Here is a 24,160-nt window from a genome sequence, read left to right as displayed (position 1 = left end):
GCCCGGCCCATCCTCGAAAAAATCCTTGCGCGCCTGCATGACGGCAGGCTGGCTTGGCGGCACGGCTAGCTTGTATCACGGCCGCGTGGCGGCAGCCACGGGGTCTGCCCGCGAGGATGTCGCCTGTCCGTCACAAGACGTCGGATTGCCGCGAAATGACAGCCACATTAAATGATCGCCATCCACGACCCGGCGCACCGCTGCCGTGTCCCAATGCACCTTTGAGCGACTGCAGCGGCGCAGCCGCGCAGTGCGAAGGAAGGCACCATGGGACTCTTGCAAAGACTGTTCGGACAACACGCGCGCGGCGGCCATCACGGCGGCAATATCGGCGTCCATATCGGCGGGCATCACGCCGGCGGCGCATACCCGCCTGCGGCCGTGGCGGCGGTCTGCCCCGGCTGCCATGCATCGATTGCCTCCAGCTCGCGCTTTTGCCCGCAGTGCGGCGGCGCGGTGCTGCCGCAGGCCTGCAGGAGCTGCAGCGCCAGCCATCCGGCCGGTGCGCGGTTCTGCGGGCAATGCGGCCAACCGACCACCTGACGGCGCAAGCGGAGGCGGCCCTGCGCTGCCATCAGGGGAAGGAGCGGGAATAATGGGCGCTTTCGCCAGAAGCACCCACGCCGCCCATGCTCCAGTACCACACCATCCCCGTCACCGCCTTCCAGCAGAACTGCTCGCTGGTCTGGTGCGACCAGACCATGGAAGCCGCCGTCATCGACCCGGGCGGCGACCTGGAGCAGATCGGCTGGGAGATAGAGCGCCTGGGCCTGGCGCTCAAGGCCATCTGGCTCACGCACGCCCACATAGACCACGCGGGCGGCACGCGCGAGCTGGCCGATGCACAGCAGCTGCCCATCATCGGCCCCCATCCCGGCGACCAGTTCTGGATCGATGCGCTGCCCCAGCAGGGCGCCATGTTCGGCTTCCCGCATTCGGACCCCTTCACGCCCACGCGCTGGCTGCACGATGGCGACACGGTGAGCATCGGCCAGGAGACGCTGCAGGTGCGCCACTGCCCCGGCCATACGCCCGGCCACGTGGTGTTCCATGCGCCGCAGATCGACCGCGCCTTCGTGGGCGACGTGCTGTTCGCGGGCAGCATCGGCCGCACCGACTTTCCCCAGGGCAACCACCAGCAGCTGATCGACAGCATCGTCCAGCGCCTGTGGCCCATGGGCGACCAGACCGTGTTCATCCCGGGCCACGGCCCCGAAAGCAGCTTCGGCCGCGAGCGCAAGAGCAACCCCTACGTGGGCGGGACCTGAGCCTGCAGCTGCCTCAGCCCAGCACCTCGATCCACCGATAGCCCAGACGCACGCTGCCGCCCGCCTGCAGCTTGCGCAGCTCCTCGTTCACGCGCTGGCGCGAGGCGCCCACCACATGCGACAGATCACCCTGCGATATGCGCAGCAGGGTGCGGCCGCCGGGCAGGGGCTGGCCGTTCTCTGCCGCCAGCACCTGCAAGGTGGCCCAGACCCGGGCATGCAGCGTGTCCTCCGAACTGATGAAGATGGTGTCCAGCAGCCCGTTCACGCGCAGGCTCAGCAGGCGCGCCACAGCCAGGCATGCGGGCGCATCGCGCTCCAGGAAGTCCAGCAGCGGCTGGCGCGGCAGGACCAGCACCTCGACATCGCCATCGGCCACCAGGTCCACGGGCACGGGCGCATTGCCCAGCACCGAGCTGATGCCGGTGATCTCCCCGGCCTCCAGCCAGCGCGTCATGCGCTCGGTGCCGCCCACGGTGAAGGCCACGACACGAAAGCGCCCTGACAGCAGCACCAGCGCATGGTCGGCCGCATCGCCGCGCTTTTGCACGAACTGTCCATCGCGGTAGCGGCGCCTGGAGCCTATGGCCCGCAGCCCGCGTGCCGATGCGGCCGGCAATTCGGCCAGCAGGTCCACGCGATAGCGCTCGCTGCGCGCCTGCGCCAAAGAGGTGTTGGGGGAACCGAGCTTGGTGTTCACCCGATCATTGTCCCTTTCGCGGCAATTGGCGCATAGCACCGTCCTTGTAATCGGCCCCATACCCACACGTATGGAGCCCGCCCCATGATCCGCACCACGCTCGCCCTGGTATCCGCCTTCGTGTTCGCCCTGCTCTCGACCCAGGCAGCCCTGGCACAGACGCCCACGCTGCGCATCCAGGACTACCCCGGCATCGGCAATTTCCTGGTGCGCGTGGCCAACGCGCGGGGACTGTGCGAGAAGCACGGCATACGCTGCGAACTGCGCCCCATCCCGCAGGCGCCGCTGGCGCTGCAGACCTTGCTGGCCGGTGACCTCGAAGTGGCGTTTACGCCGCCAGAGGTGCTGCGTCAGGCGGTCAACAAGGGCGCCGACCTCAAGGTGATCGGCAGCGGCGCCAGCGCGCCGACGTTCTTCCTCATGGCCTCGGCGGCCCTGCCCATGGCGCATGCCGGCCAGGGCTATCCCGCCGTGATGCAGGACTTCAAGGGCCGGCGCATCGGCGTGACGGCGCGCGGCAGCGCGGCCGAGTTCCAGCTCGTGAGCCTGCTGCAGGGCGCCGGCATGAAGGCGGACGACGTCACCATCGTCGCCGTGGGCTCGCCCAACACCGCCTTTCCGGCGATTGCGCAAAGGCAGGTCGATGGCCTGATGCTGTTCTCGCCCATGGACGGCTTTTGCGAGGTCAGCCAGGCCTGCCGCATCGTCGTCGATCCGCGCAGGGGCGAGGGTCCGGCCGATGTCGTGGACACCAACGGCGCCGGCGTGCTGCAGGTGGTGCGCGCCGACTTCCTGCGCAAGAACGCCCAGGCCGTGGAGGGCTTGCGCCGCGCCATGAACGAGGCGGCCGACTATGCCCGCGAACCGGCCCATTTCGATGCATTGCTCAAAGTCGCGCAGGACAGCTTCCGCATCAACACGACCGGCGGCGAACGGATCCTGGAAGTGGCGCTGCGCAACGCCATTCCTTCCATGCAGTTTGCGGTGGACCCCAAGGCCCTGCAGCATGCCGCGCGCTACCTGCAGCGCACGGGGCAGATCAGCCGGCTGATCGACACCGCGCCCCTGCTGGCGCAGTGAAGGGGGCGCGCGCCATGACTTCCAATGGATCGCAACTGCCGCCGCAGGCCATTGCCGCCGACGGCCTGCACCTGAGCTTCGACGGCCGCACGCAGGTGCTGGACAACATTGCGCTGCAGGTGGCCGAGGGCGAATTCGTCTCGCTGGTCGGGCCCAGCGGCTGCGGCAAGACCAGCCTGCTCAACCTCTGCGCGGGCCTGGTGGCCCACACCGGCGCCGGCACGCTGCGCGTGCTGGGCGAGGCACCGCGCCTGGGCAGTTCCCGCGTGGGCTACATGCTGGCGCGCGACAGCCTGCTGCCCTGGTGCACGGCGCTGGAGAACGCCGCCTTCGGCGCGCGCGTGCGCGGCGAAGGCACGGCCGACAGCACGGAGCGCGCACTGCGCATGCTGCAGGAGGTGGGCCTGGCCGACCATGCGCAGGCCCTGCCCAAGGCCTTGTCCCACGGCATGCGCCAGCGCACGGCACTGGCGCGCACCTTTGCGCTGGACGCGCAGCTGCTGCTGATGGACGAGCCCTTCGGCGCCCTGGACGCGCAGACCAAGCTGCAGCTGCAGGACCTGCTGCTGCGCCTGTGCCAGCAGCACCGCCACAGCGTGCTGTTCGTGACCCACGACCTGGCCGAGGCCGTGGCCGTCTCCGACCGCGTGGTGGTGATGTCCTCGCGCCCGGGCCGCATCATCGCCGACCTGCCCATAGACCTGCCGCGCCCGCGCTCCATCCGCGACCTGCAGAAGTCGCCGCGCTTCCATGAACTCTATGCGGCCCTGTGGTCGCAGCTTGAATCGGGATGGGTGCACCATGAAGGCTGACCGTCTGCAATGGCTGGCGCTGCATGCGCTGTTCATCTGTCTCGTGCTGGGACTGGCCGAATGGGCCGCCGCGCGCCGCTGGCTGGACCCCACCTTCTTCGGCCAGCCCAGCGGCGTGGCCGCCTATCTCTGGAACCATGCGGGCACGGCCCGGTTCTGGTCCGACCTGGGCTGGACGCTGGCCGCCGTGGGCTGCTCCTTCGTACTGGGCAGCGTGGCCGCCTTCGCCACGGGGCTGGCCTTCGTGCGCTGGCCGGCCATCGAGCGCTTTGCGGAGCCCTACTTCAACGCGCTGAACGTGATGCCGCGCATCGCGCTGGCGCCGCTGTTCATCCTGTGGTTCGGGCTGGGGCTGGGCAGCAAGATCGCCGTGGGCTGCTCGCTGACCTTCTTCATCGTGCTGTCGGCCACGGTGGCAGGCATGCGGGGCGTCAGCCAGGACCACGTCACGCTGTGCCGCACCCTGGGCGCCAGCGCCGCCACCACCTTCTTCGAGGTCACGCTGCCCGGCGCCGTCCCGGTGATCTTCTCGGGCCTGCGCCTGGGATTGATCTATGCCCTGCTGGGCGTGGTGGGCACCGAGATCATCGCCAGCGAAAAGGGCCTGGGCCAGACCCTGGCCTACCTGGGCTCCACCTTCGACATCAATGGCGTCATGGCGCTGCTGCTGGTGCTGGCCCTGCTGGGCGTGGGCATGGTGCGCTTCATTTCCTGGGCCGAGAGGCGGCTGCTGCACTGGCAGTGAGCCCGCCAGCCCTCTCTCCCCACCTTCCTCCCCTTCCATCCGTTCCATCCGTTCCATCCGTTCCATCCGTTCCATCCGTTCCTCCAAGGAGTACCCCATGGCCAATGCCGCCCCCATGCAGCTGTTCGACATCGACGCCCGCTACCACCACATCCGCCCCGTGCCGCGCATGCCCAACTTCGCGGCCTGGATCGAGGGCGTGGACCTGACCCGGCCCCTGTCCCCCGAGGTGCAGGCAGAACTGCGACAGGCCCTGTACGACTTCGAGGTCATCTTCTTCCGGCCCCAGGCCATCACGGCCGAGCAGCATGTGGCGCTGGCGCAGGTGTTCGGCCCGCTGTCCAAGGGCTCGTACTTCGAGCGCAAGAGCGGCATGCCCGACGTGGAGATGATCATCTCCGACAAGGACCGCCCGCCCGCCATAGACAACTGGCACACCGACATCAGCTGGAAGCAGCAGCCGCCGCTGGGCACCGTGATCCAGATCGTGACCACGCCGCCGGCCGGCGGCAACACCTGCTGGACCAGCACCAGCAAGGCCTATGACTGGCTCTCGCCCGGCATGCAGCAGTACCTGGAAGGCCTGCAGGCGGTCCATACCTGGGAGGAATCGGGCTTCCGGGAATACCTGGGCCGCAAGGGCGAGGAGGCGCTGTTCGAGGCGCTGCGCCAGTTCAAGCCCGTGACGCATCCCGTGGTGCGCACCAACCCCGATTCAGGCCGCAAGTGCATCTTCGTCAATGCCGATTTCACGCGCCACATCACGGGGGTGGACCGGCACGAGGCGCGCGGCGTGCTCGCCTTCCTGCTGGACTGGCTGAAGAAGCCGGAGTTCATGGTGCATCATCAATGGGACGCGGGCGGCATCGCCATCTGGGACAACCGCAGCACGCAGCACTATGCTGTGGCCGACTACTGGCCCCACTACCGCGTGAACCAGCGCGTCACCTTCGACACCCCTTCCACCCAATGACAACGAGACACGGAGACAGCTTCATGAGCACGCAAGAGCACCTGCAGTTCTATATCGACGGCCAATGGGTTCCCCCGGCCGTGCCGCGCACGCTGGATGTGATCAATCCGTCCACCGAGGAGGTGGCGGCCCGCATCAGCATGGGCTCGGCCGCCGATGTCGATGCAGCCGTGGCCGCCGCACGCCGCGCGTTCGACGGCTTCTCGCAAACCACGCGCGACGAGCGGCTGGCCCTGCTGGACAAGGTGCTGGCGGTCTACATGCGCCGCATCGACGAGGTGGCGCAGACCATCTCGCTGGAGATGGGCGCGCCGCTGTGGCTGTCGCGCGCGGCCCAGGCCACCGTGGGCGCGGGGCACCTGAAGCAGACCCTGCAGGTGCTCAAGGAATTCGAGTTCGAGAGCGTGCGCGGCACCACCGGCATCGTGCATGAGCCCGTGGGCGTGGTGGGCATGATCACGCCCTGGAACTGGCCCATCAACCAGATCATGTGCAAGGTGGCACCGGCCCTGGCGGCGGGCTGCACCATGGTGCTCAAGCCCTCGGAGATCGCGCCGCTGAACGCCATCCTGGTGGCCGAGATCCTGCACGAAGCGGGCGTGCCGGCCGGCGTGTTCAACCTGGTCAACGGCGACGGCCCCTCGGTGGGCGAGGCCATGTCCGTGCACCCCGGCATCGACATGATGACCTTCACCGGCTCCACGCGCGCGGGCATTGCCGTGGCCAAGGCCTCGGCCGATACCGTCAAGCGCGTGACGCAGGAACTGGGCGGCAAGTCGGCCAACATCGTGCTGGACGATGCCGACATCGAAAAGGCCGTGACCCAGGGCGTGAACGCCTGCTTCACCAACTCCGGTCAGAGCTGCAACGCGCCCACGCGCATGTTCGTGCCGCGCGCCCTGCATGCGCGCGCCGTGGCCGCGGCCAAGGCCGCTGCCGAAGGCATGAAGGTGGGCGATGCACTGGCCGACACGGGCGCCATGCACATGGGCCCCGTGGTCAGCGAGGCGCAGTTCCGCAAGATCCAGGGCCTGATCGAGGCCGGCATCGCCGAAGGCGCCACCCTGGTGGCCGGCGGCACGGGCCGCCCCGAGGGCCTTGCGCGCGGCTACTTCGTGCGGCCCACGGTGTTTGCCGACGTGCGCAACGACATGACCATTGCGCGCGAGGAGATCTTCGGCCCCGTGCTGGTCATCCTGCCCTACGACACGGAGGAGGAGGCCATCGCCCAGGCCAACGACACGCCCTACGGCCTGTCGGGCTATGTGCAGTCCGGCAGCCTGGAGCGCGCACGCCGCGTGGCCTCGCGCCTGCGCACCGGCATGGTCCACCTCAACGGCGCGGGGCCGGACTTCGGCGCGCCGTTCGGTGGCTACAAGCAATCGGGCACGGGCCGGGAATGGGGCGAGCACGGCTTCAAGGAGTACCTTGAAGTGAAGGCCGTGATGGGCTATCAACCCAAGCAAAAAGCCGCCGCCTGAAGGCGGCTGCCTACCCGCGCCGTGCGGCCTCGTAGAGGCCTTCCACGCGCGGGATGTTGCGCTCCAGCTCGCGGATGCGCTCGGGGCCTGCGGGGTGGGTGGACAGGAATTCCAGGCCGCCGCGGTCGCCCGTGGCCTGGCCCATCTTGCGCCACAGCGAGACCGAGGCCTGGGGGTTGTAGCCGGCGCGCGCAGCCAGTTCCAGGCCCACGAGGTCGGCCTCGCTCTCATCGCCCCGGCTGAATTTCAGCGACAGCAGCTGGCCGCCCAGGCGGGCCGCCGCATTGCCCAGGTCGCCCAGGCCCAGCAATTGGGCGCCCAGCGAAATGCCGATGCTGGTGGCCTGGTTCTTGGCCAGCTGCTCGCGCGAGTGCTCGCGCAGCGCATGGGCCATTTCGTGGCCCATGATCATGGCGATCTCGTCGTCGGTCAGCTGCAGCTGGTCGATGATGCCGGTGTAGAAGGCGATCTTGCCGCCCGGCATGCAAAAGGCATTGATCTCCTTGCTGCCGATCAGATTCACCTCCCAGCGCCAGGCATTGGCACGCGGGTTCCATTGGGCGGTGTAGGGGATCAGCCGCCGGGCAATGGCGCGCAGCCGCTGCAGCTGCGGGTTGCTGTCGCCGGCCAGTGCGCCCTGGGCGCGGGCCTTGGCCAGCAGTTGCTGGTACTGGTCGGTGGCGGCGCCTTCCAGCGTCTCGGCCGGCACCAGCTTGCGCAGGCCCGAGGCACCGCCCACCTGCACCTGGGCCGCCACCGGCGCCGTGGCCAAGCCCAGGGCCGCCGCGCTGCCGGCCAGCAAGAAACCGCGACGCGCGCGCCAGGGCGCGCAGGCACAGCCCCAGGCGGACGGGGCACAGGATTCGGAGGAGAGATGGGATGGCTGCTGCATGCCGCCAAGTCTAGCGGCCGTGCATGCCTGCAACATGCGGAGAACAGCGCATCGTGAAGAGCGGCGCCGGCCTACAAAGAGTCACGCCATCTGCGCGGCCATCACGGCCCGCTGCGAGCGCATCTCGGCGCCGATCACCAGCATCAGCCCGGCCAGCACGGCCAGCAGCCCCAGCCACGATTGCAGCGGCTGCCGCTCGCCCACGACCCACACCGCCAGCACGAAGGCCGCCACGGGCTCGATCAGGCTCAGCGTCACGCCCGTGGGGCCGGAGATGCTGCGCAGCCCGATGGAAAACAGCATGTGCGCCAGGCCCGACACCACCACGCCCAGGTAGACCACCACCAGCACGGCCGCCAGGCTCCACTGCGGCAGGCCGCTTTGCACCAGCGCAATCGGCACCGCCATGCAGGCCGCCCCGGTGAAGACATAGAAATTCACCACGCGCGGCGACATGTGGGTGACCAGGCGCTTGTTGATCAGCGCATAGCCCGCGTACGACAGCCCCGCCAGCAGGCACAGGGCCAGGCCGCTCCAGGACAGCGTGGCGCCGCCCCGGGCCATCACCATGGCCGCGCCTCCCGCCACGCTCACCAGCGTGCCGGCCCACCACAGGGCCGACAGGGGCGCGCGCAGCACCAGCGCCTGCATCAACCCGGCCCAGATGGGGCCGCTGCCAATGGCCACGGCCGTGCCCACGGCCACGCCCGTGAGCGTCACGCCCTCGTAGAAGAAGATGCTGTAGCCGCCGATTCCCATGGAAGCCAGCAGAAACCAGGCCGGGCGCAGCCCCAGGTGCACCGGGTTGGGCAGCAGCGGCTGGACGGGTGCCCCGCCCTGCCCGGCCCGCCCGCGCAGCCTCCAATGGGAGACCGCCAGCAGCGCGCCCAGGAACAGGCTGGAAACCGCCAACTGCGCGGCGCCCACCCAGAACGGCGACAGCCCGCCTGCGCCCAGGCTTTGCGCCGTGCCCGTCGTGCCCCACAGCACGGCAGCCACCGAAACGAAGGCGATGCCGACGGCGGAGGAAGAAGCGGAAGAATTGCGAACCATGGCGCCATGTTGCGCCTGGCGCGGCCGGGCATTTGTCGAGAAACGCTCGTAGTCCGCAAGACTGTGAACGGGCTAGCCGCGCAGTTGCCGCGCCGTCACGCCCCGGTCGCGCCGCAGCGCATAGGCCAGCGCGCTGGCCGAGGCATAGCCGCAGCGCAGCGCCGTGGCCTCCAGGGGCAGGCCCCGCGCCAGCCCGCGCTCGGCCGCATCCAGGCGCAGGCCGCGCAGCCAGGCCTGGGGCGGCTGGCCCGCCAGCTCCACGAAGCGCGCGTGAAAGCGCTGGGCGCTCATATGGCACAGGGCGGCCAGCCGGGCCGTGGACCAGTCCTCGTGCAATGCGGCCTGTACGCTCGTGGTCAGTTGCTGCAGGTCCAGCCCCCGGCGCGCCAGCAGGCCGGGCGCCTGCAGCACCTGGGCCAGCTGCTCTGTGGCCGGGCCTTCCGACTCCCGGCCGCGCAGGGCGGGCGGCACGGAAAAGCGCCGCATCCGGTCCAGCCCCGGGCCGCTGGGCGCATCGATGACGAACACGCGCGAGCGCGGCGCCGCCAGGTAGCCGTGGTCCACGCCGGCGGGGATGAGCATGCCGCTGACGGCGTCCACAAAGGCGCTGCGCCCGCCCACCTCCAGCTCCATGCGGCCCTGCAGGGCATAGAGGATTTGCGCATGGCCGTGGGCATGGGCCTGGTGCTCGCCGCTGTAGCTGCGCACCGAGCTGTGCGGCGCGAAGGCGGTATCGGTGGCATCGGCCGCGCCGTCTTGCGCGGCGGCATCGCTGTGGAGGGAAGAGAGGGTGTAGGCCATGGCGGCATCCTGTGCCCGCGATGGTAGCGCGCGCCAGTCCGCGCCACCATGGGCCCGATAATGGCCGCAGCCTGCCGCAGCCCAACATGACCGAGCCGTCCACCACCACCTCCTCCGCCCCTTCCACCCCCACTGAAGCGCCCCGCCGCAGTTGGGCCCAGACCCTGCGCGTCTATGCCGAGCCGGCCAGCCTGCGCATGCTGGCCCTGGGTTTTTCGGCAGGCCTGCCGCTGCTGCTGGTGCTGGGCACGTTGTCGTTCTGGCTGCGCGAGGCCGGCGTGGACCGCACCACCATCGGCTACCTGAGCTGGGTGGGCCTGGCCTATGCCTTCAAGTGGGTCTGGTCGCCGCTGGTGGACCGCATGCCGCTGCCGCTGCTCACGCGCTGGCTGGGGCGGCGGCGCGGCTGGCTGCTGTTCGCGCAGATGCTCATCGTCGCCGGGCTGTGCGGCATGGCGTTCAATGATCCGCGCGTCTCGCTCACGCCGCTGGTGTGGTGCGCGCTGGCCGTGGCCTTCGGCTCGGCCACGCAGGACATTGCGCTGGATGCCTACCGCATCGAATCGGCCGATACCGAGCGCCAGGCCGCGCTGGCCGCCACCTACCAGACCGGCTACCGGCTGGCCATGATCTGGGCCGGCGCCGGCGTGCTGTGGCTGGCCGCCCGCGCCGAGGTGGCGGGCATGGCGGGCTACCAGAGCGGCGCCTGGCAGGTGGCCTACCTGGCCATGGCCGCCTCCATGGCCGTGGGCATGCTGACCGTGCTGCTCTCGCCGGAACCGGTGCCGCGCCCGCTGGCGCCTGCCCGCAACGCGGCCGAGTGGCTGCGCGGCGCGCTGGTCGAGCCCTTCGCCGACTTCCTGGGCCGCTACCGCTGGCAGGCGCTGCTGGTGCTGGGCCTGATCGCCATCTACCGCATCAGCGACGTGGTCATGGGCATCATGGCCAACCCCTTCTACGTGGACATGGGTTTCACCAAGGACGAGGTGGCCGCCGTGACCAAGGTGTACGGCGTGATCATGACGCTGGCGGGCGCCTTCCTGGGCGGGGCGCTGGCCATGCGCTGGGGCGTGATGCGCGTGCTGATGCTGGGCGCCGCGCTGTCGGCCGCCACCAACCTGCTGTTCGCCTGGCTGGCCACGCGCGGCCATGACGTGAATGCGCTGGTCTGGGTGGTGAGCGCGGACAACCTGGCCGGCGGCATCGCCTCGGCGGCCTTCATCGCCTACCTGTCAGGGCTGACCAATGTGCAGTACTCGGCCACGCAGTACGCGCTGTTCAGCTCCATGATGCTGCTGGCGCCCAAGTGGCTGGCCGGCTTCTCGGGCGCCTTTGTCGATGCGCATGGCTACGTGAGCTTCTTCCAGGCCACGGCCCTGCTGGGCCTGCCCGTGCTGGTGCTGATCGCGCTGGCCTCGCGCGTGCATGCGGTGCGGCCCGCGCAACGCGGCAGTTGAGCGGCTGGCCGCAGGCTGCGCTGTTTTACCGAACTTTACGCAAGCGACAAGCACGGCTGACGGGGCGCTGCGAGCATCGTCGCAATACGACGCCAGGCCCCAGCATGAATACACTGCCCTCCATGAGTACGCACCATCTTCTGATGATCGAAGACGACACCCGCCTCGCGCAGATGGTGGGTGACTACCTGGGCAACAACGGCCTGCAGGTCACGCACATGGGCGACGCCCGCAGCGGCCTGGAGCAGCTGCAGCCCGCCGACGGCGTGGCCGGCGCCGACCTGCCCGACCTCGTCATCCTCGACCTCATGCTGCCCGACATGGACGGCCTGGAGGTCTGCCGGCGCATCCGCGCCCTGCCCGGCCCCGCAGCCCAGGTGCCGGTGCTGATGCTCACGGCCAAGGGCGACCCCATGGACCGCATCATCGGCCTGGAGATCGGCGCCGACGACTACCTGCCCAAGCCCTTCGAGCCGCGCGAGCTGCTGGCGCGCATCCGCGCCATCCTGCGCCGGCGCGGCGGCGGCGGCGAGGGCTCGGCCGCAGGCCAGCCGGCCACGGCGCTGCGCTTCGGTAGCCTGGAGATCGACCGCGACGCGCGCAGCGTCACCGTGGCGGGCCAGCCCTGCGAGCTGACCTCCTACCAGTTCGACCTGCTGGTCACGCTGGCCGAGCGCGCGGGCCGCGTGCTCACGCGCGACCAGATCATGGAGGCCGTGCGAGGCCGCGAGCTGGAGGCCTTCGACCGCTCCATCGACGTGCACATGGGCCGCATCCGCGCCGCCATCGAGGCCGACCCCAAGGCGCCCAAGCGCATCCTGACGGTGCGCGGCGTGGGCTACGTCTTCGCCAAACAACAAGACTAGCCAAGCGAATGAAGCTGCTGTCCCTCTTCTCCCAGCGCCTGTACCTGCGCATCTGGCTGGCCGTGGTCGGCGGCGTGGCCGTGCTCACGCTGACGGTGGCCTGGGCCTGGCAGATCGCGGCCGAGCAGAACGCGCAGAACGTGCAAAGCGCCAGTTCGCCGCCCTCGCGCGACGTGGCCATGCGCGACGGCCAGGGCAACGTGATCGCCCAGGGCCGTGCGCGGCGCCTGCCCGGCCCGCCCGAGGAGGGCCTGCGCTTCGAGATCGAAGGCACGGACGGCCAGACCTACATGCTGCACATGGCGCCGCGCCCGCCGCGCGGCGACCGCCCGCCGCACGACGGTGCAGCCGCCTTCTGGCTGCGCCCGCCCTTCGGCTTCCTTTGGCTGCTGGGACTGGTGGGCGTGGCCGTGGCCGTGGGCGTGTTCCCCATCATCCGCCGCCTGCTCAAGCGGCTGGAGAACCTGCAGCGCGGCGTCAAGCGCTTTGGCGAGGGCGACCTGTCGGTGCGCGTGCCCGAGCACGGCAGCGACGAGGTGGCCGACCTGGCCCACCAGTTCAACGCCGCCGCCGCGCGCATCGAGACCCTGGTGACCTCGCACAAATCGCTGCTGGCCAATGCCTCGCACGAGCTGCGCTCGCCGCTGACGCGCATCCGCATGGGCCTGGAATTCATGGGCGACGACCCGGCCAGCGCCCGCGCGCGCGCCGAGATCCAGCGCAACATCAGCGAGCTGGACCAGCTGGTGGACGAGATCCTGCTGGCCAGCCGGCTGGAGACCTATGAGGGCGACGTGGGCACGATCGAGCCCGTGGACCTGATCGGCCTGGCCGCCGAGGAATGCGCGCGCGTGGATGCCGATCTGGACCTGCAGTCCACCGACGCGCTGGAAGTGCCCGGCATCTCCAAGCTGCTGCGCCGTGCCGTGCGCAACCTGCTGGAGAACGCGCGCCGCTACAGCCAGGGCGCCATCACGCTGGAGCTTGCGCGCCAGGACGCCATGGCCGAGATCCGCGTCTGCGACCATGGCCCCGGCGTGGCGCCGGCCCACCGCGAGCGCATCTTCGAGAAGTTCTTCCGCCTGCCCGGCGCCAGCGAGCGCTCGGGCGGCGTGGGCCTGGGCCTGGCCCTGGTGCGCTCCATCGCCCAGCGCCACGGCGGCAGCGTGCACTGCGAAGGCCGCGCCGACGGCCAGCCGGGCGCCTGCTTCGTGCTGCGGCTGCCGCTGGCCTGAGCTGCCGCCTGCGGCTCAGCCGCGCCGGTGCTGCCACTCCACACGTTCCACCAGATCCCTGAGCAGGTCGAAATGCCAGCGGGTGCGCTTGAGCAGGCGGCCGTAGCGCGAGCGGGGGAAGCGGTAGGCGCCATCGGCCAGTTCGATGGCGCAGGACGCCAGGTGCCACTGCTGCTCGAACGCCTGGTGGCTGTCCGGCGGGTCGGCGCGCATGCGGCGTATGTGCGCCAGCGCCAGCTCCACCGCGCATTCCACGTCGAACTGGCGGGCCTTGCGGTCGGGCTTTTTGCCACAGACCTCGGCCAGGGTGACCAGCCGCCCCTCGATGACGACCAGACAGACATGCATGGCCTGCCACGCGCTGGGCCAGTCGGAAGGCCTTGCGGCTTGCGACCGCTTGGGCAAAGGCTGCGCCTGCACTGCCGCGCCGGCAGTGTTTTTGCGGGATGTCATGGGGTCAGCCCTCCTGTCGGAAAAGGCCGGACAAGGTGAATACGTTCATGGCTGCAGCTCCTGGTTGAGACTGAAGAACCACGCGCTGCGTTTCTACGCACAACGGGTGGAGTGTGGCGGTTAGAAACATGGAACCAGCCATGCGGACATCCTTACGGGTAGCCCCCACCACACCCCATAACTTGCGGACGTGCGCAAGCGCACATCCTGAAATTGGGTATGACAAAGCCCCGCTTTACGGTGGGGGCTGCACGCTGGTTCAAAGGTGTTTCTACGCACCGGGCCTTTCGGCTTGCGGGCAGTTTAACGGGGCCAGGGCCGGCCGGCCAGCCGAGCCCTCAATCCCGGCCCAGGTGCTCGCACAGAAAGTCGATGAACACGCGGGTCTTGCGCGGCAGGTGGCTGCTGTCGGGAAAGACCACGCTGATGGGCTGGGGCGGCAGGGCGTGGTCCGGCAGCACGCGCTGCAGCACGCCGCCGGCCAGGTCGTCCTCCACAAACCACGCAGGCAGCACCGCCACACCCAGCGAGGACCGGGCCAGGGCGCGGATGGCGGTGGAGGAGTTGGATTGGTGGGCCGCCCGGCCCACCACGTCCACGCCCTGGCCGCCGGCAGTGCGCAGCGTCCAGGCCGTGGGATGGGCGAGGTTGCTGTTGGCAATCCAGGGCAGGTCTGCCAGGTCTTCGGGCCTGCGCACGGGATGGCTGCGCAGGAAGGCGGCCGAGGCCACCAGCACGATGTCGTAGCCGGCCAGCCTGCGGCTTTTGAAGCTGGAGTCCGCCAGGTGGCCCAGGCGCACGACCAGGTCCAGCTTTTCGGCCACCAGGTCGCTCAGTGAAGAGTTGACGTCATAGGCCACCGAGATGCCCGGGTAGCGCTCCAGGAAGGCCGGGATCAGCGGAAGAATGTACTTCTCCCCGTATTCGCTGGTGGTGCTGATGCGCAGCCGGCCCGCGATGCGGTTGCCGCTGTGCATGGCGTTGTCGAAGGCGCTGCCCACGTCGCGGACGATGCCCTTGAACTCGTCGTAGAACTCCCGCCCGGTTTCCGTCAGGGCGATGCTGCGGGTGTTGCGCACCAGCAGGGCCACCGACAGCGCCTCTTCCAGCGATTTCACGTGCAGGCTGGCCATGGCCTTGCTGATGCCCAGGAAGTCCGCCGCCCTGGTGTACGAGCCGAAATCCACCACGGCCAGAAACGTCTGCGCGCGGTGCAGCAGCGTGTGCATGGCCGTGCTTGTGGGGGTCATTGTTCAATCCAGTCAAACAAAGAGTCCAGCATAGCCCCATCGACGTGGCCGCCCGCGCTCTTTAGTCTTGCCCCTCCAGAAAGCGCAAGATGACATACCGATACCGCCTGGCCACCGTTTTCCTGATGGGTTTCTTCGTCGACTGCATCAACATCTTCATGCCCGCCGTCGCGCTGCCCACGATTGCGGCCGAGTTCCATGTGGGCATCTCGGCCGGGGCCTGGGTGGCCAATGCCTACATGCTGGGATTGACGCTGGCCATTCCCCTCGCCCCCTGGCTGGCCGACCGCTGGGGCGCGCGCGGGCTGATGGCGGGCTCCATGCTGGCCTTCGCCCTGGCCGCCTGGGCCTGCGGCGAGGCGGGCAGCTTCGGCCAGCTGGTGGGCTGGCGATTCATCCAGGGCATGGCGGGCGGCCTGGTGATTCCCGTGGGCCAGGCCCTGGCCTTCAACCGGTTCCAGGGACCGGAGCGCGCGCGTGTCTCCACGCTGGTCATGGCCGTGGCGCTGATCGCACCGGCCCTCTCGCCCTGGCTGGGCGGGATGATCGTGGACCACGGCTCCTGGCGCTGGGTGTTCCATTCCAATATTGCGCTGGCCCTGGCCGCCGCAGGCCTGGCCTGGCTGTGGGTGCGCGATGCACCGGCCACGGCCCGGCAGCGGCCCGACCTCAGGGGCCTGGTGCTGGTCAGCGCCGCGCTGGCCGCCTGGCTGCTGGGCATGTCGCTCTATGGCGCAGGCCAAGGCTCGGGCCAGGGCCTGGCGCTGGCCTGGCTGGGCATGGCGGCGGGCCTGGCCTTCACGGTGCTGTATGCCATCCATGCCCGCAAGACGGCCCACCCCATTGTGGAACTGCAACTGCTCAAAAGCCCGCGCCTGCGCATGTCGGTGGCCGTCTACCACGCCATTCCCGGCGTGTTCACGGGCGTGAACCTGCTCAACATCTTCTACCTGCAGGACATGCTGCACCTGAGCGCGCAGGCCACAGGCCGATTCATGATGGTCTACGCAGGCGGCGCCCTGGTGTCCATGCTGGTGGGCGGCCGGCTGTACAACCGCGCGGGCGCACGGCCCTTGTTCATCGCCAGCATGGTGCTGCACAGCCTGGGCATTGCGGCGCTGGCCGCCGTGGCGGCCCCTGCCGACACCTGGCTGCTGGTGGCCGCCTACGGGCTGATGGGCCTGGGCGGCGGCCTGGGTGCCAATACCGCGCAGACGACGGCGCTGCTGGACTTCGATGGCCGGCAGACGCAGCAGGCCAGCGTGATCTGGAACATCAACCGGCAGATGGCCTTCAGCGTGGGCGCCGCGTTCTTCCTGATGGTTTTCAACATGCTCGCCACCCGCCTGGACGCAGGCCGGGCCTATCACATGACGTTTCTGATCGCGTCGCTGGCAGGGCTTGTGCCCCTGCTGCACCTGCGATCGCTGCACACCCCCGAGGACCACCATGCAAGACAACAAGCCCATCGACCGTGACATTGACATCGGCATCGCCGAACGCAGCATCCACCAGGTGCATGAGCTGATCCACACCGTCTTCACCCAACCAGCGGGTGCACAGGAGGCGCTGCAGGCGCTGATGCCGCAGTTCAGCCCGGAGTTCAGCATGGTGACCACCATGGGCAGGCTCGTCGGCCTGGACGATGTGGAACAGATGTTCCGGCGCGCGGCCGGCCAGCGGCCAGGGCTGGAGATATGCGTCTGCGACATGCAGCCCGTATGGCGGGACACGGCCGGCCTGGCCATGCGCTATCTGGAAACCCATCGCCTGGACGGCGTGGAGACCTCGCGCCGATCAGTCGTGATCCTCAAACGTGCGGGCCAAGGGGTGCTGTGGCACTACCTGCATGAGACGGCAATGGGCTGATGGCCCAGTCCGCGCTCGCCGCTCAGCCCCGCAGGTAGCGGTCGGCGATGCTGCCGGGCACGTAGAGGCCGCGCTCCAGATAGAAGTCCAGCTTCTTGCGGTCGGGGGCGCGCAGCTTGATCAGCGGCACGGGCGCCTGTTCGGCGCGCGAGAACATCAGGCGGATCTTGAGCGGGGTGCGGCCCCAGTTACCCTGCACGTGCAGGAAGAAGGGTCCGTCCTCGGCCTTGGCCAGCCGCAGCCGGTAGCTGCCACCGGCGCGCAGCACGCGCTGCATGGCCAGGTGCATGCTCAGGTAGGCGGGCATGTCGATGCCCTGGCGCAGTTGTTCGTAATCGCCGGCCTGCTGGAGCTGGGCGATATAGGCCTCGCCCGTCTGCGGCAGGACCTGCTCCACGTATTCCTTGTGCAGGGCCGCGATGAAGGCGCTGCCCGGGGGCGCGGCCATGAGCCAGTTCTCGACCACGGGCACCTGCGGGTCGCGGGTGTAGCGCTCCAGGTAGTAGGCGACGAGGTCGGCGCCGCTGCGCTGCTGCTGCTCCAGCAGCCAGTCCAGCGGCTCGGTGAGGATGGTGCTGGCGTCCAGCCAGATGCCGCCATGGCGGTGCAGCAATTCCAGCCGCAGCCAGTCCGAGCGCTTGGCCACGGGCAGCTGCTGCAGGTTGCCGGGCAGTTGCGGCACGTATTGCGGCAGTTGCGCGTCGTTGAGGATGCGCAGGCTGTAGCCGGGGTTCAGGCGGGCCCAGTTGTCAAAGCAGCGCTGTATGAGCAGCGGCACCGAGTCGCCGTTCCAATAGGCCCAGATGATGCGGGGTATGGGCGTGGAGACGGGCACGGGCGCCGCAGGCCCGATGTCGTGGCTGCGGAAGTCAGGCGCGGGGCCCTGCTCCAGGCGGCGTGCGAAGGTGGCGTAGAAGCGGCGCATGCCGGCCGCCAGCCACAGCTCGCCCCGGGTTTTCAGTTTCAGGGCGCTCATGCAGGGGCTCCTTGCTGGCGTGCCCACTGCTCCCAGCGGCGCAGCTTCCAGGCGCGCAGCACCCAGCCCCTGCGCACATAGGCCTGGCGCAGGGCCGGCAGGGACAGCGGGGAGATGCGGCCGAAGTCCGCCAGGAACTGCTGCGCCAGTGCCTGCCGCTGCGCAGGCGGCATGTCCCGCTGCCGGTCGAGAAAGCGCAGGGCGCCGATGAGGTTGCGCGCAGCCTGGTGCGCCCAGGCGAAGTGCAGGCGCCCGTCGTTGCGCAGCGCATCATCCTCCAGGGCTTGCACGGCCTGCGCCAGCGGCCACAGGGCGGCGGACTGGTCTGCGGCCTTGGCAGGCGTCATGGACGCAAGGATGGAGTTGGCACGCTGCCGGTAGGCCACCCAGGGCTGGGGGTGGTAGTAGAAGCTGCTGCAGCGCAGCGCCATCTGCGGCATGGTCATCATGTCTTCGAAATAGCGGCCTGCAGGAAAGCGCAGGCCGGCATCCCACAGGCTGCGGCGCGAGATCTTGGACCAGGCATGCAGCTGGCCCGTGCGCAGCAGGCCGGCCAGCAGGGCGCCCCGGTCCTGCGAGCGCTGCAGCGTAGGACCCTGGAAGCTGTGCCGGTGCGCCTCGCCGCGCAGGCGGTGCTTGAGGCGCGGGGCCTCGCGCCAGACGGAGAAGTCGCAGAGCACGGCATCGGGCGCATGTTGTTTCACGATGGCCGACAGCCCGGCAATCGCGCCGGGTAGCAGCTTGTCGTCGGAGTCCAAAAACCACAGGTAGTCGCCCGTGGCCGCCTCGATCATGGTGTTGCGTGCCGCGCTCAGGCCGGCGTTGCGCTCGTGCTGCATGAGCTGCAGGCGGCCGGGCCAGCGCTGGTCCAGCTGCTGCATCAGGGCCCAGGAGCCATCGGTGGAGCAGTCATCCAGCACCAGCACCTGCACGCCGGCATCGGCCTGGTCCATGACGGACTGCAGGCATTCCTCCAAGTAGGGCACCACGTTATAGACGGGCACCAGGATGCTGAGCCAGGTCACGGACGCTCCCCCTGCAGCAGGCGGGCGAACAGGTCTTCGTACTGGCCGGTCATGCGCTGCAGGCTGTAGTGCGACAGGGCTTCCTGCCGCGCGGTGGCGGCCATGCGCACGGCGGCCTCGTCATCCTGCAGCGCCTGCTGCAGGGCGTCGGCCAGCGATTCAGGGTCGGCGTGCGCGGCCAGCAGGCCGTTGTCGCCGGGCCGCACCACTTCCTGCACGCCCACCACGCGGCTGCCCACCACCACGCAGCCCGCCGCCATGCCTTCCAGCAGGGACAGGGGCATGCCTTCGTAGTGCGTGGACAGCACGCAGACGCGGTGCGCGCGCAGCAGGCCGGGCACGTCGTTGCACATGCCGATGAATTGCACCTGGTCCTGCAGGCCCAGTTCGGCGCTGAGCCGCTGCGCCGCCTGCTGGGCGCGCGCCTTGCCGCCGCCGGCCAGGGTCAGCGTGGGCTTGAGGCCGCGCTGGCGCAGCACGGCCAGCGCGCGCAGCAAGGTGGCATGGTCCTTTTGCCGCGCAAAGCGCGCGGCCATGACGATGTCCGGGCGGCGCTGCAGCAAGGGGGGCGGCTCCTGCAGATAGGGCTCGGGCCGGATGCCGTTGCTGATGGCCATGAGCTTGGCCGCAGGAAATCCACGGTCCTGCAGGCTCTGGCGCACGCCTTCGGAGCAGCCGACGATGGCGGCCGTGCGCTCGGTCAGCCACAGGGCCTGCGCCAGCCGCCAGCGCGTGTAGCGCTCGCGCGAGTTGTGTTCCACATGCACCAGGCAGGGCACGCCGGCCCACAGCGCGGCAAAGCGGCCCCACAGGTGGTCGCTGAACCCATGGGCGACCACGATGTCCGGCCGGAAGTCCAGGCAGATGCGGCGCAGCTGCCAGACGGTGGCGGCATGGGACCAGCCGGCCACCACGTCGACATCGATGCCGCCGTCGCGCAGCTTCTGCACGCGTTCATCGGAGGTATTGCGCTTGCGCCGCAGCACCAGCCGGGCGTCGAAGCGGCCCGACGCGCGGTGCGCCGACACCAGATCCACCGCCACCTGGGTGGCACCCGAGAAGCCGCCCGTCACGAAGTGCAGCACCCGGGGCCGGGCGGTGGTGGCGCGCTCCGTCACCGCACGGCTCCGCTGGCCCTTTCCAGGCCATGCAGCGATGACCACAGGGCCACCACGAGGAAGACGAAGAAGACGATGCCGCTGTTGTGCACGAAAAATTGCTGTGACATGCCGAACGCCAGGTACATGGCTGGCATCAGGCTGCCCAGGATACGCAGCAGCAGGGCCTCGCGCCAGGGGGTGCTGTCCGCAGGCCACAGCGCCATGCGCCGCCGCGAGGGCCAGAACAGCCACAGCAGCGAGATGAACAGTGCCGCCTGCAGCAGCACGCCCGGCACGCCGAGCTTGACCCAGATGTCCAGGAAGTCGTTGTGGATGAAGTTGTATTCGCGGATGGAGCGTCCATAGTCACCCGCGTCCACGCGCCGGTGCATCTCGTCCACATAGCCCTGCATGCCCCAGCCCAGCAGGGGCTTCTCGCCGATCATCTGCACGGCCAGCCGGTACTGCTCCAGCCGGGTGCCCAGCGAGGTGTCGGAGTTGCCGGCATGAAGGTAGTTGCTCACATCCAGGTAGACCTCGTCGACGCGCTCGCTGACGCGGGGTATGAAGGCCATCACGGTGGCCAGCGCCACCACGATTGCAGCGCAGCCCAGCAACAGGCGCCCGAAGTACTGCGGGCGGTACATGCGCACCAGCACCATCAGCATGAGGAACATCGGCAGCAGCGCCAGCCAGCCCCCCCGCGAGCCCGACAGCAGCGAAGCCAGCGCACCCATTGCAGCGGCCGCCAGCACCAGCAGGCGCCACAGCAGGGAGCGCTGGTGCCAGAAGGACATGGCATAGATGCAGGAGAAGCAGCCCAGCAGCAAGGCCATGTTGCCCCACTGGATGGCATTGGTGTAGCCCGTGGCCCGCTCCATGCCCAGCACGCAGACCTGCCACAGGGCCATGAAGCCCGCGCCTGCGCTGCCCAGCGGTATGCCCCACAGGAAGATCCGCGCCGTGGGCGGGTAGCACATGGCGAACAGCAGGCTGACCGCGCCCAGGATGAATTTCACGGGGCGGTCGAACTGCCCGGTGCCCCCGTCCAGCACGGACAGGTGGTACCACATCACCGCCATGCCCATGAACAGTGCCACCAGCAGCCAGGTGCCAGGCGACTGCCTGTACCGGACCCAGCGGGGCAGAAAACACAGGGCGCCCAGGGCCATGAGGCCCGCGCCATAGGAATAGCCCGAACGCAGCCACAAGGCCAGTCCGGGCACCAGAACAGCGGCCAGGGTCGTGAGGAGCCCTGGCAGCTTCGACTTGTCAAATCTCATCAAGACCGCGACTTTCTGCCCCAAAATGCGGGCATTCCGCTTTCCATCCGCTATGAAAAAAATTCCTGCGGTCTTATTTAGGCTGCTCCATCGCTGGGCAGCCCCTTCCAAAATCGGCGCAGATTACACCATGCCCGCGCCGTTGCAGCTGCCCCCATCGCCCCCGGCAGCCGATGGTCTTGCAGCGGACATCCCGAAGACGATCTGGACGTACTGGAACCAGTCCGGCCTGGACCCTTTCGTCCAGCAGTGCGTGGACAGCTGGCGGCGGCAATGCCCGGATCACCAGGTCATCGTCGTGACACCAGAGAGCCTGGGCCAGTACGTGGCCTGCGGCGACCTTCCCGCGGCGTTTGCCGAACTCCACCCCACCAAGCAATCGGACTGGCTGCGCCTGTATCTGGTGGCGCACCACGGCGGCTACTGGTTCGATGCCACCACGCTGCTGACCGCGCCGCTGGACTGGATGGGCGCCGGCGCAGGCGCTGCCGAGCTGGCCGGCTTCTACCTTGAGGGCTTCACCAGGGACAGGCGCTACCCCGTGATCGAAAGCTGGTCATTCTGCGCTCCGGCCGGCTCGCGCTTTGTATCGGAATGGCAAAAGGAGTTTCACCAGGCGCTGATCGTGGAGGGCCCTGCGGCCTACCTGCAGCGCCTGCAGTCGCGGCCCGACGCCGCCGAGGTGCTGCAGGGCATCCCCGATCCAAATTACCTTCTGATCCATGTGACGGCCCAGCAGGTGATGCGCCGGCTGCCCGATGCCCGGCTCACGCTGTTCAAGGCCGAGGACACCGCCTTCTTCTACCACCGCGCCCTGCGCTGGAAGTGGTACCTGCTCTACCCCCAGCTGTGCCTGGCGAAGGCGCCGCAGGTGGCGGCGCCCATCGTCAAGTTGCGCGGCGGGGAACGGCGCCATTTCACGGACATGCTGGCTTTGCACGGAGGTGCTGCACCAGACAGCATCTGGAGCCGCGCGCTTTCGGCGCGCTGAGACACGCAAAGCGGGCCGAGGCCCGCTTTGCTCAATGCCCGCCTGCGAAGACTTCGCCGGCTTTCAAGCGGTACAGCGTGCCGCAGTAGGGGCACTTGGCCTCGCCGGTGTGGGCCACGTCCAGGTAGACCTTGGGATGGCTGTTCCACAGCTTCATGTCGGCCTTGGGGCTGGGGCAGAACACGCCGCCCTGGGCGTTGAGGTCCTTGGCCGCCAGTTCGACGGTGGCATTCGTTGTCATGCTTGCTTATCTCTTTCGTGGGTATCTGTCATTTTCATCGCCGGGCCGCCCCAAGATGAAAAGCACCCCCTCGGGGGGCAGTGGACCTTGCAAAGCAAGGGTAGCGTGGGGGGTCATTTTTTTCAGACCCGAGTCAGCCAATGGGCGTACTTGGGGTTGCGGCCGTTGACGATGTCAAAGAAGGCCTGCTGGATCTTTTCGGTGAGGGGGCCGCGGCTGCCCGCGCCGATCTCGATGCGGTCCACCTCGCGGATGGGCGTGACTTCGGCGGCCGTGCCGGTGAAGAAGACTTCATCGGCGATGTACAGCTCGTCGCGCGTGATGCGCTTTTGCACCACCTCCAGGCCGAGGTCCTTGCAGATGTGCATCACGGTATTGCGCGTGATGCCGTTGAGCGCGCCGGCCGACAGGTCGGGCGTGTAGACCACGCCGTCCTTGATGACGAAGATGTTCTCGCCCGAGCCTTCGGAGACGAAGCCCGAGGCGTCCAGCAGGATGGCCTCGTCGTAGCCGTCGTCCAGCGCCTCGGTGTTGGCCAGGATGGAGTTGGTGTAGTTGCTCACCGCCTTGGCCTGGCTCATGGTGATGTTCACATGGTGGCGCGTGAAGCTGGAGATCTTCACGCGGATGCCGCGCTGCATGCCTTCCTCGCCCAGGTAGGCGCCCCAGGCCCAGGCAGCCACCATCAGGTGGATGGTGTTGCCCTTGGGCGAGACGCCCAGCTTGCGGTCGCCGATCCAGGTCAGCGGGCGCAGGTAGCACGATTCCAGCTGGTTGGCACGCACGACCTCCACCTGGGCCTGGTTCACCGCTTCCTGGGTGAACGGGATCTGCATGCGCAGGATCTTGGCGCTGTTGAACAGTCGCTTGGTGTGGTCTTCCAGGCGGAAGATGGCCGGCCCCTGTTCGGTCTTGTAGGCCCGAACGCCCTCGAATGCGCCGCAGCCGTAGTGCAGCGTGTGGGTCAGCACGTGGATCTTGGCATCGCGCCAGTCCACCAGCTGTCCATCCATCCAGATCTTGCCGTCACGATCGGCCATCGAGGGAACAACGGGGCTCATAGAAACATCCTTGGGGGTATTGAACAGAACACCAACCCGCTATTTTAGGGCGCGGGGGCTGCCTCGGGGGCCGCCACCGTCTCGGGTTGCGGTTCGGGTTCGGGCGTGGGGCGCACCAGGGTCCACTTCACGAGCCGGCCATGCATGAACTCGCAGGTCACATGGGATTGCGTGCCGTCGGTCCAGCGGTAGATCTCGGGATGCTGGCCGTCTTCGGACAGGCGCTCGCCCAGGGAGCGCGTCATGGCCACCACGTGCATCAGCGAGACCTTGGGCTTGAGCTTGACGTTGAGCATCACGGCGCTGCCCACATAGCCCATGGGACGGTCCGAGGCCTTCTTCATGATGGACATCAGCCGCGTGAAATGCAGCAGCAGCCACATCATGATGCCGCCGCCCACGGCAACCACGCCCATCCAGCCATAGGACTGGTGCGCAGCCACCAGCAGTACGAGCAGACCCAGGGGAATCAGGATATTGCGCAAATTCATGGCGCCGATTGTCTTATGGAGGCGCCGCAGGACCGCTGCGGACAGTGCGTATGCCCC

Annotated in this window: 26 protein-coding genes; 13 read left to right on the top strand and 13 right to left on the bottom strand. The window is 68.8% G+C overall.

All coding sequences use genetic code 11. The features are described from left to right. Nucleotides 1–267: 267 nt before the first annotated feature. Nucleotides 268–543: a zinc ribbon domain-containing protein gene (locus DTS01S_RS29865; RefSeq protein ID WP_074922588.1), complete on the top strand. Its 276-nt coding sequence runs from the start codon at nucleotides 268–270 to the stop codon at nucleotides 541–543. 86 nt (nucleotides 544–629) lie between these two features. Beyond that, on the top strand, nucleotides 630–1,268 hold the full coding sequence (locus tag DTS01S_RS20870) for an MBL fold metallo-hydrolase (protein WP_012202273.1): 639 nt from the start codon (nucleotides 630–632) through the stop codon (nucleotides 1,266–1,268). A gap of 13 nt (nucleotides 1,269–1,281) precedes the next feature. On the opposite strand, the gene DTS01S_RS20865 is transcribed toward DTS01S_RS20870, so the two are convergent. Continuing rightward, complete coding sequence (locus tag DTS01S_RS20865; RefSeq protein ID WP_013800207.1) at nucleotides 1,282–1,968, bottom strand: Crp/Fnr family transcriptional regulator; 687 nt, start codon at nucleotides 1,966–1,968, stop codon at nucleotides 1,282–1,284. 84 nt (nucleotides 1,969–2,052) lie between these two features. Between DTS01S_RS20865 and DTS01S_RS20860 the strand changes: the two genes are divergently transcribed. From DTS01S_RS20860 to DTS01S_RS20840, 5 genes are all read left to right on the top strand, one after another. Beyond that, nucleotides 2,053–3,048 carry an ABC transporter substrate-binding protein gene (locus DTS01S_RS20860; protein ID WP_061288659.1) on the top strand — a complete coding sequence of 332 codons (996 nt, stop codon included), beginning with the start codon at nucleotides 2,053–2,055 and terminating at the stop codon, nucleotides 3,046–3,048. Between the two features lie 14 nt (nucleotides 3,049–3,062). Then, nucleotides 3,063–3,860 (top strand): ABC transporter ATP-binding protein, encoded by a 798-nt coding sequence (locus tag DTS01S_RS20855; protein ID WP_061288688.1) that lies wholly within the window; start codon nucleotides 3,063–3,065, stop codon nucleotides 3,858–3,860. Next, on the top strand, nucleotides 3,850–4,605 hold the full coding sequence (locus DTS01S_RS20850) for an ABC transporter permease (RefSeq protein ID WP_061288657.1): 756 nt from the start codon (nucleotides 3,850–3,852) through the stop codon (nucleotides 4,603–4,605). The genes DTS01S_RS20855 and DTS01S_RS20850 overlap by 11 nt, the downstream gene beginning before the upstream one ends. Before the next feature lie 97 nt (nucleotides 4,606–4,702). Then, on the top strand, nucleotides 4,703–5,578 hold the full coding sequence (locus tag DTS01S_RS20845) for a TauD/TfdA dioxygenase family protein (protein WP_061288655.1): 876 nt from the start codon (nucleotides 4,703–4,705) through the stop codon (nucleotides 5,576–5,578). Between the two features lie 23 nt (nucleotides 5,579–5,601). After that, on the top strand, nucleotides 5,602–7,059 hold the full coding sequence (locus tag DTS01S_RS20840; RefSeq protein WP_046988067.1) for an aldehyde dehydrogenase family protein: 1,458 nt from the start codon (nucleotides 5,602–5,604) through the stop codon (nucleotides 7,057–7,059). A gap of 10 nt (nucleotides 7,060–7,069) precedes the next feature. On the opposite strand, the gene DTS01S_RS20835 is transcribed toward DTS01S_RS20840, so the two are convergent. The 3 genes from DTS01S_RS20835 to DTS01S_RS20825 form a co-directional block, all read right to left on the bottom strand. Then, complete coding sequence (locus DTS01S_RS20835) at nucleotides 7,070–7,951, bottom strand: M48 family metallopeptidase (RefSeq protein WP_370671639.1); 882 nt, start codon at nucleotides 7,949–7,951, stop codon at nucleotides 7,070–7,072. Between the two features lie 81 nt (nucleotides 7,952–8,032). Next, complete coding sequence (locus tag DTS01S_RS20830) at nucleotides 8,033–9,004, bottom strand: DMT family transporter (RefSeq protein ID WP_061288653.1); 972 nt, start codon at nucleotides 9,002–9,004, stop codon at nucleotides 8,033–8,035. A 72-nt stretch (nucleotides 9,005–9,076) separates the two neighbouring features. Beyond that, nucleotides 9,077–9,805, bottom strand: a complete 729-nt coding sequence (locus DTS01S_RS20825; RefSeq protein ID WP_061288651.1) for a helix-turn-helix domain-containing protein — start codon at nucleotides 9,803–9,805, stop codon at nucleotides 9,077–9,079. Between the two features lie 86 nt (nucleotides 9,806–9,891). On the opposite strand from DTS01S_RS20825, the gene DTS01S_RS20820 reads away from it, so the two are divergent. The 3 genes from DTS01S_RS20820 (at nucleotide 9,892) to DTS01S_RS20810 (ending at nucleotide 13,363) form a co-directional block, all read left to right on the top strand. Beyond that, on the top strand, nucleotides 9,892–11,262 hold the full coding sequence (locus tag DTS01S_RS20820; RefSeq protein WP_407065216.1) for an AmpG family muropeptide MFS transporter: 1,371 nt from the start codon (nucleotides 9,892–9,894) through the stop codon (nucleotides 11,260–11,262). A 104-nt stretch (nucleotides 11,263–11,366) separates the two neighbouring features. After that, nucleotides 11,367–12,128: a response regulator transcription factor gene (locus DTS01S_RS20815; RefSeq protein WP_016453613.1), complete on the top strand. Its 762-nt coding sequence runs from the start codon at nucleotides 11,367–11,369 to the stop codon at nucleotides 12,126–12,128. An 8-nt stretch (nucleotides 12,129–12,136) separates the two neighbouring features. Further along, nucleotides 12,137–13,363: an ATP-binding protein gene (locus tag DTS01S_RS20810; RefSeq protein WP_016448576.1), complete on the top strand. Its 1,227-nt coding sequence runs from the start codon at nucleotides 12,137–12,139 to the stop codon at nucleotides 13,361–13,363. Nucleotides 13,364–13,378: 15 nt separating this feature from the next. Here the strand turns inward: DTS01S_RS20810 and DTS01S_RS20805 are convergent, their stop codons facing one another. Together DTS01S_RS20805 and DTS01S_RS20800 are read right to left on the bottom strand one after the other, a co-directional pair. Continuing rightward, the gene (locus tag DTS01S_RS20805) at nucleotides 13,379–13,816 is read right to left on the bottom strand and encodes a hypothetical protein (RefSeq protein WP_012202265.1); all 438 of its coding nucleotides are present in this window, start codon (nucleotides 13,814–13,816) and stop codon (nucleotides 13,379–13,381) included. Between the two features lie 338 nt (nucleotides 13,817–14,154). Continuing rightward, the gene (locus DTS01S_RS20800) at nucleotides 14,155–15,066 is read right to left on the bottom strand and encodes a LysR family transcriptional regulator (protein WP_061288649.1); all 912 of its coding nucleotides are present in this window, start codon (nucleotides 15,064–15,066) and stop codon (nucleotides 14,155–14,157) included. An 89-nt stretch (nucleotides 15,067–15,155) separates the two neighbouring features. Here DTS01S_RS20800 and DTS01S_RS20795 point away from each other — a divergent pair, with 89 nt between their 5' ends. Next, nucleotides 15,156–16,544 carry an MFS transporter gene (locus DTS01S_RS20795; protein ID WP_061288647.1) on the top strand — a complete coding sequence of 463 codons (1,389 nt, stop codon included), beginning with the start codon at nucleotides 15,156–15,158 and terminating at the stop codon, nucleotides 16,542–16,544. Then, nucleotides 16,516–16,935, top strand: a complete 420-nt coding sequence (locus tag DTS01S_RS20790; protein WP_061288645.1) for a hypothetical protein — start codon at nucleotides 16,516–16,518, stop codon at nucleotides 16,933–16,935. The genes DTS01S_RS20795 and DTS01S_RS20790 overlap by 29 nt, the downstream gene beginning before the upstream one ends. Nucleotides 16,936–16,957: 22 nt before the next feature. On the opposite strand, the gene DTS01S_RS20785 is transcribed toward DTS01S_RS20790, so the two are convergent. From DTS01S_RS20785 to DTS01S_RS20770, 4 genes are read right to left on the bottom strand one after another with little or no spacing between them, the layout of a single operon-like run. Then, entirely contained in the window at nucleotides 16,958–17,911 is a 954-nt protein-coding gene (locus DTS01S_RS20785) for a glycosyltransferase family 32 protein (protein WP_061288643.1), read from the bottom strand. After that, nucleotides 17,908–18,936: a glycosyltransferase family 2 protein gene (locus DTS01S_RS20780; RefSeq protein ID WP_061288641.1), complete on the bottom strand. Its 1,029-nt coding sequence runs from the start codon at nucleotides 18,934–18,936 to the stop codon at nucleotides 17,908–17,910. The genes DTS01S_RS20785 and DTS01S_RS20780 overlap by 4 nt, the downstream gene beginning before the upstream one ends. After that, on the bottom strand, nucleotides 18,933–20,054 hold the full coding sequence (locus DTS01S_RS20775) for a glycosyltransferase (RefSeq protein ID WP_013800191.1): 1,122 nt from the start codon (nucleotides 20,052–20,054) through the stop codon (nucleotides 18,933–18,935). The genes DTS01S_RS20780 and DTS01S_RS20775 overlap by 4 nt, the downstream gene beginning before the upstream one ends. Then, nucleotides 20,051–21,319: an O-antigen ligase family protein gene (locus DTS01S_RS20770; RefSeq protein WP_047468084.1), complete on the bottom strand. Its 1,269-nt coding sequence runs from the start codon at nucleotides 21,317–21,319 to the stop codon at nucleotides 20,051–20,053. The genes DTS01S_RS20775 and DTS01S_RS20770 overlap by 4 nt, the downstream gene beginning before the upstream one ends. Before the next feature lie 130 nt (nucleotides 21,320–21,449). Here DTS01S_RS20770 and DTS01S_RS20765 point away from each other — a divergent pair, with 130 nt between their 5' ends. Then, nucleotides 21,450–22,310, top strand: coding sequence for a glycosyltransferase family 32 protein (locus DTS01S_RS20765; RefSeq protein ID WP_061288639.1), 861 nt, complete (start codon nucleotides 21,450–21,452; stop codon nucleotides 22,308–22,310). A 31-nt stretch (nucleotides 22,311–22,341) separates the two neighbouring features. On the opposite strand, the gene DTS01S_RS20760 is transcribed toward DTS01S_RS20765, so the two are convergent. From DTS01S_RS20760 to DTS01S_RS20750, 3 genes are all read right to left on the bottom strand, one after another. Beyond that, on the bottom strand, nucleotides 22,342–22,551 hold the full coding sequence (locus DTS01S_RS20760) for a zinc-finger domain-containing protein (protein ID WP_012202256.1): 210 nt from the start codon (nucleotides 22,549–22,551) through the stop codon (nucleotides 22,342–22,344). A 122-nt stretch (nucleotides 22,552–22,673) separates the two neighbouring features. Next, the gene (locus DTS01S_RS20755) at nucleotides 22,674–23,612 is read right to left on the bottom strand and encodes a branched-chain amino acid transaminase (RefSeq protein ID WP_016448585.1); all 939 of its coding nucleotides are present in this window, start codon (nucleotides 23,610–23,612) and stop codon (nucleotides 22,674–22,676) included. A 44-nt stretch (nucleotides 23,613–23,656) separates the two neighbouring features. Further along, nucleotides 23,657–24,103 carry a hypothetical protein gene (locus tag DTS01S_RS20750; RefSeq protein ID WP_016448586.1) on the bottom strand — a complete coding sequence of 149 codons (447 nt, stop codon included), beginning with the start codon at nucleotides 24,101–24,103 and terminating at the stop codon, nucleotides 23,657–23,659. Nucleotides 24,104–24,160 lie beyond the last annotated feature (57 nt).

This window comes from Delftia tsuruhatensis NBRC 16741 (genome assembly GCF_001571325.1).
GTDB lineage: Bacteria > Pseudomonadota > Gammaproteobacteria > Burkholderiales > Burkholderiaceae_C > Comamonas > Comamonas tsuruhatensis.
Note: the sequence above shows the minus strand (reverse complement) of the source record. Positions and strands in the feature narration are given on the sequence as shown.

What these genes read in the sequence shown, in the direction of transcription:
- DTS01S_RS20750 (WP_016448586.1), bottom strand. Translation starts at nt 24,103, where the DNA reads ATGAATTTGCGCAATATCCTGATTCCCCTGGGTCTGCTCGTACTGCTG.
- DTS01S_RS20820 (WP_407065216.1), top strand. Translation starts at nt 9,892, where the DNA reads ATGACCGAGCCGTCCACCACCACCTCCTCCGCCCCTTCCACCCCCACT.
- DTS01S_RS29865 (WP_074922588.1), top strand. Translation starts at nt 268, where the DNA reads ATGGGACTCTTGCAAAGACTGTTCGGACAACACGCGCGCGGCGGCCAT.
- DTS01S_RS20835 (WP_370671639.1), bottom strand. Translation starts at nt 7,951, where the DNA reads ATGCAGCAGCCATCCCATCTCTCCTCCGAATCCTGTGCCCCGTCCGCC.
- DTS01S_RS20790 (WP_061288645.1), top strand. Translation starts at nt 16,516, where the DNA reads ATGCAAGACAACAAGCCCATCGACCGTGACATTGACATCGGCATCGCC.
- DTS01S_RS20785 (WP_061288643.1), bottom strand. Translation starts at nt 17,911, where the DNA reads ATGAGCGCCCTGAAACTGAAAACCCGGGGCGAGCTGTGGCTGGCGGCC.
- DTS01S_RS20805 (WP_012202265.1), bottom strand. Translation starts at nt 13,816, where the DNA reads ATGACATCCCGCAAAAACACTGCCGGCGCGGCAGTGCAGGCGCAGCCT.
- DTS01S_RS20845 (WP_061288655.1), top strand. Translation starts at nt 4,703, where the DNA reads ATGGCCAATGCCGCCCCCATGCAGCTGTTCGACATCGACGCCCGCTAC.
- DTS01S_RS20760 (WP_012202256.1), bottom strand. Translation starts at nt 22,551, where the DNA reads ATGACAACGAATGCCACCGTCGAACTGGCGGCCAAGGACCTCAACGCC.
- DTS01S_RS20755 (WP_016448585.1), bottom strand. Translation starts at nt 23,612, where the DNA reads ATGAGCCCCGTTGTTCCCTCGATGGCCGATCGTGACGGCAAGATCTGG.
- DTS01S_RS20765 (WP_061288639.1), top strand. Translation starts at nt 21,450, where the DNA reads ATGCCCGCGCCGTTGCAGCTGCCCCCATCGCCCCCGGCAGCCGATGGT.
- DTS01S_RS20850 (WP_061288657.1), top strand. Translation starts at nt 3,850, where the DNA reads ATGAAGGCTGACCGTCTGCAATGGCTGGCGCTGCATGCGCTGTTCATC.
- DTS01S_RS20800 (WP_061288649.1), bottom strand. Translation starts at nt 15,066, where the DNA reads ATGACCCCCACAAGCACGGCCATGCACACGCTGCTGCACCGCGCGCAG.
- DTS01S_RS20810 (WP_016448576.1), top strand. Translation starts at nt 12,137, where the DNA reads ATGAAGCTGCTGTCCCTCTTCTCCCAGCGCCTGTACCTGCGCATCTGG.
- DTS01S_RS20770 (WP_047468084.1), bottom strand. Translation starts at nt 21,319, where the DNA reads ATGAGATTTGACAAGTCGAAGCTGCCAGGGCTCCTCACGACCCTGGCC.
- DTS01S_RS20860 (WP_061288659.1), top strand. Translation starts at nt 2,053, where the DNA reads ATGATCCGCACCACGCTCGCCCTGGTATCCGCCTTCGTGTTCGCCCTG.
- DTS01S_RS20825 (WP_061288651.1), bottom strand. Translation starts at nt 9,805, where the DNA reads ATGGCCTACACCCTCTCTTCCCTCCACAGCGATGCCGCCGCGCAAGAC.
- DTS01S_RS20795 (WP_061288647.1), top strand. Translation starts at nt 15,156, where the DNA reads ATGACATACCGATACCGCCTGGCCACCGTTTTCCTGATGGGTTTCTTC.
- DTS01S_RS20870 (WP_012202273.1), top strand. Translation starts at nt 630, where the DNA reads ATGCTCCAGTACCACACCATCCCCGTCACCGCCTTCCAGCAGAACTGC.
- DTS01S_RS20830 (WP_061288653.1), bottom strand. Translation starts at nt 9,004, where the DNA reads ATGGTTCGCAATTCTTCCGCTTCTTCCTCCGCCGTCGGCATCGCCTTC.
- DTS01S_RS20815 (WP_016453613.1), top strand. Translation starts at nt 11,367, where the DNA reads ATGAATACACTGCCCTCCATGAGTACGCACCATCTTCTGATGATCGAA.
- DTS01S_RS20840 (WP_046988067.1), top strand. Translation starts at nt 5,602, where the DNA reads ATGAGCACGCAAGAGCACCTGCAGTTCTATATCGACGGCCAATGGGTT.
- DTS01S_RS20855 (WP_061288688.1), top strand. Translation starts at nt 3,063, where the DNA reads ATGACTTCCAATGGATCGCAACTGCCGCCGCAGGCCATTGCCGCCGAC.